The 16,602-nt window shown below is 74.0% G+C and carries 8 protein-coding genes; 5 read left to right on the top strand and 3 right to left on the bottom strand.

Annotation, left to right across the window (positions count from 1 at the left end):
* Positions 1–11 precede the first annotated feature (11 nt).
* Both HAV39_RS19170 and glsA read left to right on the top strand, forming a co-directional pair.
* Complete coding sequence (locus HAV39_RS19170; protein ID WP_191840580.1) at positions 12–4,760, top strand: hypothetical protein; 4,749 nt, start codon at positions 12–14, stop codon at positions 4,758–4,760.
* 226 nt (positions 4,761–4,986) lie between these two features.
* On the top strand, positions 4,987–6,330 hold the full coding sequence (gene glsA, locus HAV39_RS19165) for a glutaminase A (RefSeq protein ID WP_191840579.1): 1,344 nt from the start codon (positions 4,987–4,989) through the stop codon (positions 6,328–6,330).
* Between the two features lie 61 nt (positions 6,331–6,391).
* On the opposite strand, the gene HAV39_RS19160 is transcribed toward glsA, so the two are convergent.
* The 3 genes from HAV39_RS19160 to HAV39_RS19150 all read right to left on the bottom strand — a co-directional run bounded on the left by HAV39_RS19160 (position 6,392) and on the right by HAV39_RS19150 (position 11,613).
* Positions 6,392–8,275: an SLC13 family permease gene (locus HAV39_RS19160; RefSeq protein WP_191840578.1), complete on the bottom strand. Its 1,884-nt coding sequence runs from the start codon at positions 8,273–8,275 to the stop codon at positions 6,392–6,394.
* Between the two features lie 7 nt (positions 8,276–8,282).
* Positions 8,283–9,962, bottom strand: a complete 1,680-nt coding sequence (locus tag HAV39_RS19155; protein ID WP_191840577.1) for an AbgT family transporter — start codon at positions 9,960–9,962, stop codon at positions 8,283–8,285.
* Positions 9,963–10,077: 115 nt separating this feature from the next.
* Positions 10,078–11,613 (bottom strand): leucyl aminopeptidase, encoded by a 1,536-nt coding sequence (locus HAV39_RS19150; protein ID WP_191840576.1) that lies wholly within the window; start codon positions 11,611–11,613, stop codon positions 10,078–10,080.
* Between the two features lie 135 nt (positions 11,614–11,748).
* On the opposite strand from HAV39_RS19150, the gene speB reads away from it, so the two are divergent.
* The 3 genes from speB to HAV39_RS43280 all read left to right on the top strand — a co-directional run bounded on the left by speB (position 11,749) and on the right by HAV39_RS43280 (position 16,319).
* Positions 11,749–12,783 (top strand): agmatinase, encoded by a 1,035-nt coding sequence (speB, locus tag HAV39_RS19145; RefSeq protein ID WP_191840575.1) that lies wholly within the window; start codon positions 11,749–11,751, stop codon positions 12,781–12,783.
* A gap of 205 nt (positions 12,784–12,988) precedes the next feature.
* A complete protein-coding gene (locus HAV39_RS19140; RefSeq protein WP_191840574.1) occupies positions 12,989–13,606 on the top strand; it encodes a class I SAM-dependent methyltransferase in 618 nt (205 codons plus the stop codon).
* Between the two features lie 412 nt (positions 13,607–14,018).
* The gene (locus tag HAV39_RS43280; protein ID WP_191840723.1) at positions 14,019–16,319 is read left to right on the top strand and encodes a glycoside hydrolase family 6 protein; all 2,301 of its coding nucleotides are present in this window, start codon (positions 14,019–14,021) and stop codon (positions 16,317–16,319) included.
* Positions 16,320–16,602: the final 283 nt, after the last annotated feature.

Here is a 16,602-nt window from a genome sequence, read left to right as displayed (position 1 = left end):
GGAAGCAGGCGATGACGATGACGGCCCACTCGTCCACCGTGGACGGGCTGCTCGACGCGGGTGCGGTGCTCGCCGGCCCCGGACCGGACGATCCGGCCGTGGCGGTGGTGAGCGGTCGCGCGTACGCCCATCCGGCGCTGCCCGGCCGCACCGTGGTGCGCCTGGTCAGCGAGCCGGTCGGCACGGCCGAGGACCTGACGATGGAGTTCCTCGGCTTCACGGCGGCGGGGGCGGTGCCGGTGGGGCACGGCCGGGTGCGCGCGCTGGGCTTTCCCGCCTCGGCGCTGGTGCAGGATCCGGCCCACGGCCGCGAGGCGCTGGCCCTGGTCAAGGAGATGGAGAAGCTGGCCCGGCTGGCCCGGTCCAAGCCGGGCAACGCCCGGGACGGCTACCTCGCTGTGGCGGGCCGCCTCGCCGGCACCGTCCCGCACTTCCTGCCCGGCTTCTGGGAGCAGGCGGGGCGGGCGTTCCTCGAGGCGGAGAACCTGCGCCAGGCCGCGATCTGCTTCGGCGACGCGCGGCGCGCCGAGCAGACGTACGCCCTGCCCGTCGACGAGGCCCGGCTGCGCGACGCGCACCTGGAGTTCGCCCTGGCGGGAGCGCTGACCGCCAAGTCGTTCCGCGACTACGCGCGCGACGCGCTCACCCGGGCCCCGGCCGCGCAGGCGTACCCGCTGGTCAGGTCGGTAGCGGTGCGACGGGTCGCGGGCGGGCTGCCGCCCGGCCCGGGGCTGGCCGCCGACCTGCGCCGCTTGGCCAAGGCCGCCGGGCTCGACGCCGCGGCCGAGGACGAGTCGGTCGTCGCCGAGCTGCTGATGCTGCCCGCCGTGGTGCGCGCGGAGGCGAGCTTCTGGACGTCGTACCGCAAGGCGCTGCAACGGCTGGCCCGCCGTGACCCGTCGGTGGCGGCGCGGCTGCGGGAGCTGCTGCCGGAGCCGCCCGGCTGGCAGGCCGACGTGTCCGAGCAGTGGCTCGACCTCATCCTCGCCGCGGGCGTGCTGGACACGCCGGACGCCGACGTCGCCGGCTGGCTGGAGCGCTTCGCCTGGTACCGGGCCAACCACCGGTGGGCCGTGGGCGCGATCAGCCCTCGGCTGCTCGACCTGGTCGCGCGGCTCGCACCCCGGCTGCGGGCGGGGCGGTCGCTGCGGCTGCGGCCCGCCGACGGATCCGGCCCCGCCGACCTCAACCTCGTCGACGCCTGCCTGGCCCACGGCGTGCCGGTGTCGGTCGAGCCGACGTCCGACGGGCTGCCCGTGACCCGCTGGCATGACCAGGCCGGCGAAGGACGCCGGGACCTGAGCGCGGTCGCCGCCGACCCCGACCTGCTGGCCGACCTCGTCCGTGGCCTGTGGCGGCTGCTGGACCGCGCCACGCAGCTCGACCCGGAAGGTCCCCGTGCGGCCGGCCTGATCGCGACGCTGGCGGCGACGCCGGGACTGCTGGCGGCACTCCGGCACGGCATCGGGCAGCTGCGCACCGACGGCCTCACCGTCGCCGGGCTGGAGGCCGTCCTGCGCGAGTTGTATCCGCTGTGGTCGGCGGCCGGGATCCGGCTCGCGCCCGGCGAGCTGCGCCGGATCGCCGCGCTCGACGCCGCCGAGGTGCTGGCCGGCTCGCTGCGCGCCGGGCTGGTCGACGAGCTGGGCTGGCCCGCATACGAGACGGCGGTCACCGAACTCAAGCGGCTGGGCCTGTCCCCGAGCTGGCCGACGCTGGCCGCGAGCGACGTCACCCGGGCGGTGACCGTCTCCCCCGACGGCACGTCCACCCAGCACGTGGTGCGTGCACCGGCGAACAGCCGGCACACCGAGGCCGCCTGTCACGAGCTCGGCGGTCGAGTGCTGGTGACCGGGAGTTCGCCCTACAGCGACGGCTGGGCCTACTGGTCCGACCGCCCGGACCAGGTGTTCAAGCTGTCGCACGACCCGTCGGCGCGAGCGGAGCGGACGGAGCACGCCGGACCGCTCATGCCCTACCTGCCGCTGCCCGGTGGCGGGCTCACCACCGGTGGCCGACCCTGGCTGCCCGGCGAGCACACGCCGCCCCCGCCCGGACTGGTGAGCAGCGACGGTGTCATGTACTGGCGCTGCGAGCAGCGGGCCGACGGGTGGCACTGGCGCGAGTACGACCCGCACACCGGCGAGCCGGGTCGGCACAGTCTGCCCTCGTTCTTCACGGACGGCACGCTGGACGGAGCGCGGCTGCTGCCCGAGTGGTCGTGGCTGCGACCGGGCCCGGCGGCATTCGCCGGTTCCCCACTGGGCAGCACGGACGGCTTGCTGGGCTGGCGCGTGCACGTGCTGCCCGGCGGCACCCAGGTCGGCGGGTCGGTCGACGGCCGCACGGTCCGGTGGCAGCCGACCGTGCCCGGCGAGGTGCTGGTCGGCGCGCTGCGGCTGCCCGGCGACGACCGGCTCCGCCCGGTCACCACCCGTCCCGGCGACCGGCCGCACCCGTACGACCTCGCCGTCACGGTCTGGTCGCCCGACGGCGGCGGCCCGCTGCAGGAGTGCCTGGCCACCCACACCCGCCCGCCGTTCCCGCACTGGCACGCGCTGCGGCCGCGCGACGCGGCAGGGTCGGCGGCACTGCGCGCGGTGACCACGCCGCTGGCCGGCGCGCTGCTGGCCGACCTGCGCGGCAACGCCACGCTGGACCACTCGGTCGACGAGGCGATCAGCCGCCACCTGCCGGAGGTCACCGACCCGATGCTGCGGCGGGCCCTGCGCGCCGTCGTGCGCACCGCGCTGCGGCTGGAGACCCGGCTCGCGAAGCTGTCCGAGCTGCTCGCCGGGATCGAGGCGGAGCAGGCTTCGGCGGCTCCGTCCGGCCTGGACGCTGCGACGTCCGCCGGGCAGCGGCAGGAGGGCTCCGGCCGGAAGCCGGCCGAGACATCCGACGGCGAGCTGTCCCAGGCGCTGGGTGCGCTTCTGGTGTGGCGGGGGCGGTACTACTACGGCTCCAAGGACCATCGCACCGCGGTGATGGACCAGGTCACCGCGGTGTCGCGGGCGTTCGCCGACCCGCCGGACGGCGCTGCGCCGCCGAACGCCGAGTCGGCCTGGCCGTGGCTGCTGCCCGGGCTCGGCGCGGTGCTGATGGTCGCCGCCTCCCCGACCGGGACCCCGGAGTCCCGGTCGGTGCTCGCCCGGCTGCTGCGGGCGTTCGCGGCCTCGCCGTTCGCCGCCGCGGATCCGCGCATCCGCTTCGCCGAGCTCGCGGTCACCGCCGAGCACACCGTCCCCGAGGTGGGCGAGGGCGGTCGCCGCATCGTGTTCCTGTCCGGCAGCGGGCACGGCCTGTCCGGCGCCGACCCGAGGTTCCTGCGGTACGCCGTGGACCGCTGCGCCGACGCGGTTTTCGCGCCGATCGCGGGCATCGACGTGCGCACCGAGATCCGCCGCGGTGGCTGGGGTGACGCCGCCCGGCTGAACGCCGCCGCCGACCTGCTCGATCGCGAGGGCGCCCGGCCGTGGCAGGCCGACGGGGCACGGCGGCTGGCCGAGCTGACCGGGCTGACCCGGGCCGAGGCCGTGCTGCTGCTCGCCGGGCTGCCCATCGGCGGCTGGAGCCGGCACTCGCTCAGCGCCGCCCAGCGCAAGGTTGTCGGCCTGTCCGCGGCCGAGGCGGACCTGGCCGCACAGCAGTGGCACCTGATCCCGCACGAGCGCCGCGTCGCGCTGCTCGACGCGGCCGTGCCGGACGATCCCGCCGACCTGTGGCGGCACGGGCCCGACGTGGACGAGCTGGCGGCCCGGTGGCTCGCCCTGTTCGGACGGCGTACGCCGCTGCCGGAGGAGCTGCTGATCGAGGCGAAGCGGGTGGTCCCCGGCGGCACGGGGCAGGAGGTGCTGCGCGTCATCGCCGAGCCGGGGCCGCGCACCTGGCTGTGCACCGACGGGGTGACCGAGGCGAGCTCATGGGCGTTGGAGACCCACGCGAGCGGCGGCGAAGCGTTCGACGAGGGCTGGCTGAAGGGTGCCGCGGCGGGGCTGGCCTGGCTGGCATACCGGCTGCCCGCGGGCGACCCGCTGCGGGCGGCGCTGCCACGCGCGCTGGACCTGGTGCGGCAGCGGCTGGACAACCCCAAACTGGCCGTGGGGACCACGTACCTGCGGCTCGGCCTGGTGCCCGACGGGCTGCCCGGGGTGTGGCGCAGCGACGACGACGGCACTCACGGCACGTACCACCTGCTGCCCGCCGCGATCACGGCCCCGGACGACCCGGCGCTGGCGCTGGGCGAACCCGGTGTCTCCCACGCCCTGCGCCTGCTGCGTGACCCGGCGCTGGCCGCCGCGCTCGCCGAGGCGGACGCGCTGCCCGCGGGGACCTGGCCGCAGGACCCCCGGCACACCGTGCCCGACCTGGTCGCGGCGGCGGTCGCGGCACACGGGCTGACGCCGGAGGCAGCCGCGTACTACCTGCAACTGCTGGCGCTGCCGGACCCGAGCGACGCCAACGCGGCCCGCTGGCTAGGCGTCACCACGGCGCGGCTGAAACCGCTGCGGGCGGCGCTGATCGCGGCGGGACTGGTCGTCGAGGCGCGGCGCGAGCGGTCGGGCCGCACGGTGTTCCTGCCGGGCGGCTGGCTGAACCTCAAGGCCCCCGCGCTGCCGGTCGAGTCGTGGAAGGCCCCGTTGCTGGGGCTGCGGGCCGACACCGCGCCGCCGCTGGGCACGGCCCTGCTCGGCCGCCCGGTCGCCGGCCTGTTCCGCGCCGCGTGGGCCCGGGCCACGGCAGGTGACCGCCCGGCGTGACCGGCCTGTCCCGCGTCGCGGGTCAGCGCCCAGCGTGACCAGCCCGTTCCGCGCCGGGGTGGGCGCCCGGCGCGATCACTGTCTCGGGTCGGAGAGTGCGGTCGGACCGCACTTTCCGGCCGGAAACGGCGATCTTCACGGCGCCGCCACGGCGGAGCGGCGGAATCGCGGGTGGCCGGGGTGCGGGTCCCCTACGCTGGCGTCGGAGGACGACGGGTGGTGGGCCGTGGCGGCGGTGGGGGCGGTCTCGCGGGCGCTGGCCGAGCTGCACGCGCGGCTGGCCGTCGTGGACGACGGCGCGGTCGCCGACTACATCCCGCAGCTGGCGCTCGCCGATCCGGCCGCCTTCGGGCTGGCCCTGGTCAGCATGGACGGCCACCGGTACACCGCGGGCGACGCCCTGGCCCCGCTGACCATCCAGTCGGTCTCCAAACCCTTCGTGTACGCCCTGGCGCTGGCCGAACTCGGCCTCGACGCGGTGACGGCCCACGTCGGCGCGGAACCCAGCGGTGAGGGCTTCAACGCGATCAGCCTGGAGCCCGGCACCGGCCGCCCGGCCAACCCGATGATCAACGCGGGCGCGATCGTGACCACGTCGCTGATCCCGGCCGCCGACCCGGCGGCGCGCTTCGAACGCATCCTGGCCTGCCTGTCCGCCTTCGCGGGCCGCCGCCTCGACGTCGACGAGGCCGTGTACGCCTCCGAGTCGCGCACCGGCGACCGCAACCGGGCGCTGGCGTACCTGATGCGCGGCGCGGGTTCGCTGGCCGTGGATGTCGAGGAGGCGGTGGACGTCTACTTCCGGCAGTGCGCGGTGCGGGTGACCGCGGCCGACCTGGCGGTGATGGCGGCCACGCTGGCCGGCGGCGGGGTGAACCCGGTGACCGGCGAGCCGGTGGTGCCGGAGCTGACGGCCGAGCGGGTGCTGGCGGTGATGGCGACGTCCGGCATGTACGACGCGGCCGGCGACTGGCTGCTGCGGGTGGGCCTGCCCGCCAAGGGCGGCGTGTCCGGGGGGCTGATCGCGTGCAGCCCGGCCCGGTTCGGCATCGCCGCGTACAGCCCGCCGCTGGACGCGGTCGGCAACCCCGTGCGCGGCGTGCTGGCGCTGCGGGAACTGTCCGAACGTTATGCCCTGCACCTGATGCACCATCCCGGCGCGGCGCCGGCGACCGTCACCCGGGACGTGCACGGCGACGGCGTGGCGCTGGTGATCGCGCAGGGTCCGCTGGAGTTCACCACGACCGAGCGGCTGCTGTCCGTGCTGGCGGAAGCGGTCGCGCCGCTGCCCGCAGCCGGTGGCGTGGTGCTGGACCTCGACCGGGTGACCCGCGTCGACCCGCCCTCGGCGGCGATGGTGCGCGAGGAGCTGACCGTGCTGCGCCGCCGCGGGCTCACCGTCGCCGCCGTGGGCGAGGCCGGGGCGTCCGTGCTCGACGATCCCGACCACGTGTTCGGCACCCGCAAGCGGGCCGTGGCCTGGTGCGAGCAGCAGGTCAGCGCCGCCGAGCCGCCGGAGGAGCGGCGGCGGACCGGAGCGGCGGAACCCCCCGAGCAACCGCACTGGTAGCAGCTCGCAACGGCGTCACCGGTCGCGGACCTCGCCCGGCGGCCATCGGCGGCACCGGGTGTCAGAAGTGCCAGAACAGCGGGACCAGCAGCACGGCGACGACGCCGAACCAGGCCAGCATCACCGAGCCGAGCCGCCAGTAGTCACCGAAGCGGTAGCCGCCGGGTCCGAGCACCATCATGTTGGCGGGCGTGGCCACCGGGGTCAGGAACGCCGCGGCGGCGGCCACCGTCACGCACATGATCACGGGTCGCACCGATACGCCCAGCTCCGCGGCGGCCGACAGCGCGATCGGGATGACGATCAGCGCCGTCGCGGTGTTGCTGATCAGCTGCCCGAGCACCGCGGTGACCAGGAACAACCCCAGCAGCAGGGCGTACGGGCCGGCGTCGCCGACCGCCGCGACGAGCGCGTGCGCGACCAGCCCGGCCGCGCCGGAGCGCTGGATGGCGACCGACAGCGGGATCATCGCGCCGATGATGACGATGGTCGTCCACGAGACGGCCCGGTAGGCCTGCGCGACGGTGACCACCCGCAGCACGACCATCGCCCCGGCGGCCAGCACCCCGGCCACCGCCGCCGGGACGACGCCGGTGGCCAGCAGCAGCACCATCGCGGCCAGCACGGCGACGGCCCGGTACGCCCCCGGCCCCAGCGGCACCGCCTGGCGGCGCACCAGCGCGGGCGAGTCCACCACGAGCACGTCGGGATCGCGGTCGACGTTGCGCTCCAGCGCGGCCCAGTCGCCCTGCACCAGCAGCGTGTCCCCGGCGGCCAGCGCCGTCCGGCCGGGCCCCTGGTGGTGGCCCTTGCGCTGCACGGCGAGCACGACCAGGTCGCCGCTGTCGGTGACCATGCCCGGGAACGCCGTCGCACCGACCAGGCCGGAGCGCGGGCCGACGACGACCTCGGCGACGCCGAACTCCCGGTTGAGCAGCGCGCCCGGCACGTGGTCGGCGGCCGTGCCGGGCAGGGTCTGCAGTCCGTGTTCGGCCGCGAAGCGCTCGGCCGTGTCCGCGTCGCCGCTGAGCACCAGCACGTCGCCGGGCCCGGCCGGACCGGCGGCGCGCGGCACGCCGTCCGCGGTCTGCACCCCGAGCAGCACCAGCCCCGGATAGCGGACCGGATCGGGCGGCGCCGGCGCGGTGGCGCGTCCACCGTCCACGCGGGCACCCGGCCCGGCCGTCTCGCCCGCCGAGCCCGGCGCGGTGTCCCGACCGGTGGCCACGGGCACCGACGGCGGGACCAGCAGGCGGTGCGCGTCCCGGTCGAGGCGGTACTGCTTGGCCAGGGTGCGGGCGTGGCGGCTGAGGTCGCGCGGCATCGTGTCGGCGGTGCGCCGGGGCAGCAGCCGGTGCCCGGCCAGCACCGCGATGGTGATCACGCCGACCACCAGCGGCACCCCGGCCATCGCGAACTCGAAATATCCGAAGCCGCGGCCGCCGGCCTCCTGGGCCGCTTCGGAGGCGATCACGTTGATCGGTGTGCCGGTCAGCGCCAGCATCGACCCGGCGTGCGCGCCGAAGGCCAGCGGCATGGCCAGTTCCGACGGCGCGTGTCCGGTGCGGACGGCGAGGATGACCACCATCGGCAGCAGCGCGGCCACCGCACCGTTGACGGTGATCAGCGCGGTGAGTCCCGCGACCAGCAGCATGACCAGCATCAGCAGCCGGGTGCGCCCCCTGCCCGCGTGCGCCATGAGGGTCTGCCCGGCCCACGTGGTGACGCCGGTGGCGTCCAGGCCCTCGCTGACCACGAACAGGCTCGCCACGAAGATCACCACGGGGTCGCCGAACCCGGCGAAGATCTCCGCGGGTCCGAGCAGTCCGGTGAAGTAGAGGCTCAGCGCCGCGCCGAGCGCCACCACCTCGACGGGCAGCCGGTTCCAGGCGAACAGGACGACGACCGCACCGAGGATCGCGAACGCGAGCGCCGCCTGGCTCACCGGCGGACTACCCCAGCTCGACCGGCGCGCCCGGACCGAGCGGGATGCCCAGCAGATACCAGACCACGAAGAACAGGGTCCAGGCCACCGCGATGATCAGCATGTACGGGATCATCAGCGAGATGACCGTGCCGACGCCGGCCTCCTTCTTGTACTTCTGCGCCAGCAGCACGATGAACGGCAGGTAGACCATCAGCGGGGTGACCACGTTCATCGGCGAGTCGGCCACCCGGTAGGCGGCCAGCACGGTCTGCGGCGCGACGCCCAGGCGCAGGAACAGCGGCACGAAGATGGGCGCGAAGATGGCCCACTTCGGGATGACGCCCGGGATGATGATGTCCAGCAGCAGCACCACCAGGATGAAGCCGATGAGCAGCCACAGCGGCCCGATGTTGGCGCGTTCCAGCCCGTCGGCCATCTTCACCGCGGCGACGGTGGCCATGTTGGTGTAGTTGAAGTACGCGATGAACTGGGCGATCACCAGCAGCATGAAGATCAGGCCGCCGAGCCCGGCGAACGTCTTCGTGATCGCGTCCATCGCCGCCGCGGTGCCCTTGAGGGTGCCCGCGCCCGCCCCGTAGCACAGGCCGCAGACCAGGAAGACCAGCATGATGATGAAGATCAGGCTGTCCATCAGCGGCGAGTCCTCGACCAGGCTGCCGGTGACCGGGTTGCGCAGGATGCCCCACGGTTTGGGCGGCACCGACAGCAGCAGCAGCACCGCCAGCACGGCCAGCAGGCCCCAGCCGGCGTAGCGCAGCCCGCGGGCCTGCGCGGCCGGGGGCGCGTCGCCCTCCACCGGCGCGGCCTCGGGCACGTCGGTGGCCTCGTGCGACACGGCTCCCGTGTACTTGCCCAGCCGCGGCTCGATGATCTTCTCGGTGATGAAGGTGATCAGGAACGCCAGGAAGACGGTCGAGCCGATGGCGAAGAACATGTTCGCGGTGAGGCTGATCTTCCGGGCCGGGTCGGCCAGCGCGACCGCCTCGTTGGTGATCTCGGTGATGATGCCGTCGGTCGGCGTGATGAGCACGTTCACCATGAACGTGCCGCCCACCGCGCCGAACGCGGCGGCGAGCCCGGCCAGCGGATGCCGGCCGACGCTCATGAAGGCGACCGCCCCGAGCGGGATCAGCACCAGGTATCCGGCGTCGGAGGCGATCGACGACAGGATGCCGACCAGCACGATGATGAAGGTCAGCGACCAGGGCGGAGCGACCGCGACCAGCTTGCGGATCAGCGCGCCGATGAGCCCGGCCCGCTCGGCCAGGCCCACGCCGATCATGGCGACGAGGATGACGCCGACCACGCCGAAGTTGGTGAAGTTGGTGACCGCCGAGGTGAAGATGAACCGGATGCCGTCCGCGGTGAGCAGGCTCTTGATCGCGGTGGTCTCGGTGTGGGTCTTCACCTCGGGGTGGTAGAACTCCTCGGGCGGGATGTCCAGTGAGGGCTGCTGGGTGCCGCCGGGATAGGTCTCCTCCGCCACCACCGGCGCGGGGGCGGCCGACTCGTAGGTGACCTGCACGCCGATCGCGGCGAAGATCGCCGAGAGCACGATGATCAGACCGATCAGGATCAGGAAGATCATCACCGGGTGCGGCACCTTGTTGCCGACCTTCTCGACCCCGTCCAGCAGACGCTGGGTGAACGGGCGCTTCCCGGCGGACGCGGTCGCTGCGGTCATGCCTGCTCCTCGCTGCGCTCGTCGTCGGCCCGCGCTGGCGCCGACATGTCTCGCTCGCCGCGATCAGCCGCGGCCCGGCGGCATGCGGGCAGGTGCCGCCCTTGCCGTCGCTTGCTCATGCGCGGCCTTTCCCCGCCAGTGGCGCGGGCTGCGGGCGCTGGAAGGCCAGCGCGAGGTCGAGCAGCAGCCGCGCGCCGAATCCGGTGCAGCCCTGCGGGATCCAGGTGCGCGCCGTGTCGTTCTGCGCCGTGCCGGCGATGTCGATGTGCGCCCACGGGGTGCCCGCGACGAACTCCTCCAGGAACAGCGCGGCGTGGATCGCCGCCGCGTTCGCACCGCCCATGTTCTTGATGTCGGCGACGTCGGAGTTCATCTCGCCGCGGTAGCGGTGCGCCACGGGCAGCTGCCAGACCTGCTCGTCGACCCGCGCCGCCGCGGCCCGCACCTGGTCCACCAGGCCCTGGTCGTTGCCGAACACCCCGGCGATCTGCGCGCCGAGGGCGCGCAGGCAGGCCCCGGTCAGCGTGGCGATGTCCACGATCGCGTCCACCGGCTCCTCGGTCGCCAGCACCAGCGCGTCGGCCATCACCAGGCGGCCCTCGGCGTCGGCGTTGACCACCTCGACCGTGGTGCCGCCGCGGATGGTGAGCACGTCACCGAGCTTGACGGCGGTGCCCGAGGGCATGTTGTCGGTGCACATCAGGTAGCCGGTGACCGCCACGGGGCAGTCCAGCTCGCGCAGCAGCGCCATCGCGGCCAGGATCGCGCCCGCGCCGGACATGTCGTTCTTCATGGTCGCGTGGACCGCGTCGGCGGGCTTGAGGCTGATGCCGCCGGAGTCGTACATGATGCCCTTGCCCACCAGCGTCAACCGGGGCACCTCGGGGTCGCCCTCGGGGCGGTAGCGCAGCTTGATCATGCGCGGCTCGTCGGCGCTGCCCGCGTTCACCCCGAGCAGCCCGCCGCAGCCCAGTTCGATGAGCGCGTCCCGGTCGTACACCTCGACGGACAGCCCGCTGTCCGCGCCGAGCTGCGCGGCGACCCCGCCCAGCCGCTCCGCGGTGAGCATGCTCGGCGGCGAGTTGGCCAGATCGCGGGCCAGCGCGGTGGCCCTGGCGTACGCGAGCCCGCGGCCCACCCCGCGCCGCACCGCCTGCACGTCGTCCGGCGCGGCGACCACCGTCAGCGCGGTGACCGGCGGCGCGCTTTCCTTCTTCAGCACCTCGAAGCGATACCGAGCCAGCAGCACCCCCTCGACCGCGGCCTGCCCGGCGGTCTCCGGTGGCACCCCGGTCGTCCCCTCCAGCGCCAGCACCAGGCGTCCGGCGGAGCCCGCGGCTCGGGCGAACGCGGCAGCCGCGTCGCGCAGCCGGTCGCCGTCGAGTTCCGCAGGCTCGCCGGTGCCGACGGCGATCAGCGCGGAACCGCCGGGCTGCGGCAGCGCCAGCGTCTGGCCGATCTTTCCCGTGAACTCCGCCTCGGCCAGGTCGCCGCGGTCCACGCCCAGCACCGGCGGCACCGTGCCCGAGGCGGCCACCAGCACGCCCATCGGCGCGTCGCCCACGTCGAGATCCCCGGCCGCGACGACGGCGACGTCGGGAACACGGGTCCAGGAGGGAACGGGCTCGAAGCCTGTCGCCGTCGCTGTCATTCCACCGCTCCCTCATGCCGACGGCACACCACCGGTTCGTGCAGCCCTGAAGCACAGCATCACGGCTCTGGAGTGAATTTGCGGACGTTTTGCGAGGATTGGTCGTCAGGCCCGGCCTCCGGCGAGAATGGAGGCGTGACCCGCTACGGCGCGCAGTACGGCCCGGACTTCACGTTCCTCGGGGTGCCCCGCTGCGACTGGGCCGATCCGGCGACCTATGCCGACGCCGACGTGGTGATCCTGGGCGCGCCGTTCGACGGCGGCACCTCGCACCGCCCCGGCACCCGGTTCGGGCCCGGCGCCATCCGCGGCACCGACTACCTGCCCCACGACGGCTCCCGGCCGCACCTGGCGCTGCGGGTCGACCCGCTCGGTCCCGACCTGGCCGTACGCGACGCGGGCGACCTGGAGCTCTACAGCGGCGAGGTGCAACGCAGCTGCCAGAGCATCGCCGACGCGGTCGCGTTCCTCGCCGAGCACGGCGTGATCCCGCTGATCCTGGGCGGCGACCACACCGTGACCTGGCCGGACGTCACCGGAGTGGCCCGGCGGCACGGATACGGCCGGGTCTCGGTGATCCACTTCGACGCGCACGCCGACACCGGCGACATCAACTTCGGCTCGCTCTACGGCCACGGCCAGCCGATGCGCCGGCTGATCGAGTCCGGCGCGGTACGAGGGGACCGCTTCCTGCAGCTCGGACTACGCGGCTACTGGCCCGAGCCGGCGACCCTGGACTGGATGGCCGACCAGGGCATGCGGTCGTACCACATGAACGAGATCGGCGCCCGGGGGCTGGACGCGGTGCTCGACGAGGCGTTCGCGATCGCCCTGGACGGGTGCGACGCGGTCTTCCTCTCCGTCGACATCGACGTGTGCGACCCGGCGCACGCGCCCGGCACCGGCACGCCCGAGCCCGGCGGCCTCACCGCCCGCCAGCTGCTCGACGCGGTGTCGCGCATCTGCCGCACGCTGCCCGTGGCGGGCGCGGACGTGGTCGAGGTCTCCCCGCCGTACGACCACGCCGAGGTCACCGCGATGCTCGGCAACCGCGTCGTCCTGGAGGCGCTGTCCGGTATGGCCCGCCGCCGCCGCGACACCCGCGACGGCGCCCCCTGGGACCCCACCACCCCACTCCTCGACGGCCGCGGCGCGACCTCCTCGGACTGACACACCGCCACCGCGCCCGCAAGATCGCCCGACTTGCCCGGCACCTGTGCGAATCTTGGCCCTCCACTCGCCCACCTGCCAGGCAAGTCGAACGATCATGGCACCGCGCCGCGTCACGGCGGCCGGGCGCGGCGAGGCACGGTCGGTGGGCGAGTCCGGCGATCATGCGTCGGGTGGGCGGCCCGGGGCGGTAGGGTCGGCGGCGATGGACGCCGAGGACTGGAACCGCCGCTACGCCGCCGCCGACCTGGTGTGGAGCGCCGAACCCAACCGCTTCGTGGCGGCCGCGCTCGACGGGCTGCCGCCGGGCCGGGCGCTCGACCTCGCCTCGGGCGAGGGGCGCAACGCGCTGTGGCTGGCCGGCAAGGGCTGGCAGGTGACCGCGATCGACTACGCGCAGGTCGCGGTCGACAAGGGACGCGAGCGGGCCCGGCGCGACGGGCTGGACGTGGACTGGACGGTCGGCGACGTGCTGGCGTACCGGCCTCCCGCGGAGGGCTTCGATCTGGTCCTGATCGCCTACCTGCAGCTGCCGCCGGACCAGATGGCGCAGGTGTGGGCGCTGGCGTCGCGGGCGGTCGCGCCCGGCGGCACGCTGTTCGCGATCGGCCACGACCGGACCAACCTCACCCACGGCACCGGCGGTCCGCAGGACCCGGACCTGCTCTGGGTGCCCGAGGAGCTGACCCGGACCCTGGTCGCCGACGGGCTCACCGTGGACCGGGCCGAGCGGGTGCGGCGCGAGGTCGCCACCGACGAGGGCGTCCGCCAGGCCGTGGACACCCTGCTGCAAGCCCACGCCCCGGTGCCCGACCTGCCCTGAACGCGACGCCCGCCGGAACGACGCCGGACGGATCATGGCAGGTCATCATACGTCTTAGTTGTGCGACCCGACTTTGTGCCAGATCCATCGACACACGTTGCGGTCCTGTTGCGACGGTGTGAAACTTCCATCACGCGCGCAGGGAGCCAGACCGCGCGACACGGCACCGAGGGCCCCGGTTCACCGGGAGGTGCCGCGCACCGCCGCAACAGCCTGTCCGGGCTGTCCATTCCTTCCTGCGCGCGAGCGCGCCGCCCGCCCGGTGGCCGCGTCCCCGCGCGGGCCCCGCACCGGTCCCGAGGCAAGTCGGACCGGTCCGGGCTGGCTCAAGGAGTACCCAGTGAGGATTCCGATCAGATTCACCTTGCGACGCCGGTTGACGGCGCTGCTCGGCGTGAGCGCGCTGGCCACCATGGGGTTGGTCGCCGTGGCCGCGCCCGCACAGGCCGCCGTGTCCTGCCAGGTGACCTACACCAAGGCCTGGGACAACGGCAGCGGCTTCGGCGCCAACATCAACATCACCAACACCGGCGACCCGCTGACCAGCTGGTCGCTGACCTGGACCTGGCCCGGCAACCAGGGCGGTATCCAGGGCTGGTCGGCCAACTACAGCCAGTCGGGCCAGAACGTCACCGCCACCAGCCTGTCCTACAACGGCAGCCTGGCCACGGGCGCGTCGACCGGCATCGGGTTCAACGGCTCGTACAGCGGCACGAACACCAACCCGTCCAACTTCGCGATCAACGGGGTCTCCTGCGGCGGCACCACGCCGACGGTGAGCCTGGTCGTGTCGCCGACGTCGGTGAGCGTGCCCGAGGGCGGCACCGCGACCTACGCGGTACGCCTGTCGGCGCAGCCCACTGGCAACGTCACGGTCGCCACGACCGCTGGTTCCGGTGACACCAACCTCACCGTGTCGTCCGGCGCGAGCCTGACGTTCACGACGAGCAACTGGAACACCAACCAGAACGTCACCCTGGCCGCGGCCGAGGACTCCGACACCACCAACGGCACCAGGCCGTTCACGGTGGCGGCGTCCGGGTTGAGCTCGGTGACGGTCAACGCGACCGAGGCCGACAACGACAGCACCACGACCCAGTCGCTGGTGGTCTCGTCGACCAGCGTCAGCGTGCCGGAGGGTGGCACGGCGACCTACACGGTGCGCCTGGCCGCGCAGCCCTCGGGCAACGTGACGGTCACCAACACCGCCGGCTCCGGCGACACCAACATCACGGTCTCGTCCGGCGGCAGCCTGACGTTCACCACCGGCAACTGGAGCACCCCGCAGACGGTGACCCTGGCCGCCGCCGAGGACTCCGACACCACCGCCGGCACCCGCCCGATCACGGTCGCCTCCAGTGGCCTGACCTCGGTGACGGTGACCGCGACCGAGGCCGACAACGACGGCGGCACCGGCGGCCCGCGAGCCGACAACCCGTACTCGGGCGCGGGTGTCTACGTGAACCCGCAGTGGCGGGCCGCGGCGCTGGCCGAGCCCGGCGGCAGCCGGATCGCCAACCAGCCCACCGGTGTCTGGTTCGACCGGATCAGCGCGCTGACCGGCAACGGCAGCCCGACCACGGGCAGCATGGGCCTGGCCGACCACCTCGACCAGGCGGTCATCCAGGACGCCGCCAACGGCTCCGCGCCGATGGTGATCCAGATCGTCGTCTACAACCTGCCCGGCCGTGACTGTGCCGCGCTGGCGTCCAACGGCGAGCTGGGCCCGACCGAGCTGCCCCGCTACAAGTCCGAGTACATCGACCCGATGGCGGCGATCCTGGCCCGCCCGGCGTACGCGAACCTGCGCATCGTGGCGATCATCGAGATCGACTCGCTGCCGAACCTGGTGACCAACGTCGGCGGCCGCGCCACCGCGACCGCGATGTGCGACACCATGCTCGCCAACCGCGGCTACGTCGAGGGTGTCGGCTACGCGCTGGCCAAGCTCGGCGCGGTCCCGAACGTCTACAACTACATCGACGCGGCGCACCACGGCTGGGTCGGCTGGGACGACAACTTCGGGGCGACCGCGAACATGATGTTCTCGGCCGCGACCGCGTCCGGCAGCACCGCTGCCAACGTGCACGGCTTCATCACCAACACGGCGAACACCTCGGCGCTGACCGAGCCGTACGTCGGCACGGTGACCGAGCAGCTGCGCCAGACCACCTGGATCGACTGGAACCGGTACAACGACGAGCTGACCTTCGCGCAGGCGTTCCGGTCGCGGCTCATCCAGTCCGGCTTCTCGTCGAGCATCGGCATGCTGATCGACACCTCGCGCAACGGCTGGGGCAACTGCGTGCAGACGCCCTGCCAGCCGACGCAGGCCACCCGGCCCACGGCGGCGAGCACGTCGACCGACCCGAACACGTTCGTGAACCAGTCCCGCATCGACCGTCGCATCCACAAGGGCAACTGGTGCAACCAGGCCGGCGCCGGCCTCGGCGAGCGCCCGCGTGCCGCGCCCGCGACGGGCATCGACGCGTACGTCTGGATCAAGCCGCCGGGCGAGTCCGACGGCTCCAGCAGCCTGATCCCGAACGACGAGGGCAAGGGTTTCGACCGGATGTGCGACCCGACCTACACGGGCAACGCCCGTAACGGCAACAGCATGTCCGGCGCGCTGCCCAACGCCCCCGTGTCGGGGCACTGGTTCTCCGCTCAGTTCCAGCAGCTGATGGCGAACGCGTATCCGCCGTTGAGCTGACCCGCTACCGAGTGGCGGTCCCGCATCCGCGTGGGTGCTCAGGATCGGGGCCGTCCTCGCGCCGTCGGGGCATCGCCGTCATGGCGGCCCGGGCGGCGGGAACCCCGCCGGCCGGGCGCACCGGCCCGGCGGGTCTGTAGGGAGTGCCGCCAGGGCGGAAACTTGGGCCCCGCCGGCAGCGGCACGGCCGCCGGCGTCGTGAGAGCGACGCCGGCGGTCCGCCGTTCAGCAGGGCGTACGCCACTTCGAGGAGTTGGCGAATCTTTTTCTCCGAAGCGGTGTT

This window comes from Catellatospora chokoriensis, assembly GCF_011297315.1.
Classification (GTDB): Bacteria; Actinomycetota; Actinomycetes; order Mycobacteriales; family Micromonosporaceae; genus Catellatospora; species Catellatospora citrea.
The sequence above is the reverse complement of the archived record's forward strand: the minus strand, read 5'-3'. Positions and strand labels throughout refer to the sequence as shown.

Coding starts and splice junctions, on each gene's coding strand:
- HAV39_RS19150 (WP_191840576.1), bottom strand. CDS start 11,613: ATGACAGCGACGGCGACAGGCTTCGAGCCCGTTCCCTCCTGGACCCGT.
- HAV39_RS19170 (WP_191840580.1), top strand. CDS start 12: ATGACGATGACGGCCCACTCGTCCACCGTGGACGGGCTGCTCGACGCG.
- HAV39_RS43280 (WP_191840723.1), top strand. CDS start 14,019: ATGGGGTTGGTCGCCGTGGCCGCGCCCGCACAGGCCGCCGTGTCCTGC.
- HAV39_RS19155 (WP_191840577.1), bottom strand. CDS start 9,962: ATGACCGCAGCGACCGCGTCCGCCGGGAAGCGCCCGTTCACCCAGCGT.
- HAV39_RS19140 (WP_191840574.1), top strand. CDS start 12,989: ATGGACGCCGAGGACTGGAACCGCCGCTACGCCGCCGCCGACCTGGTG.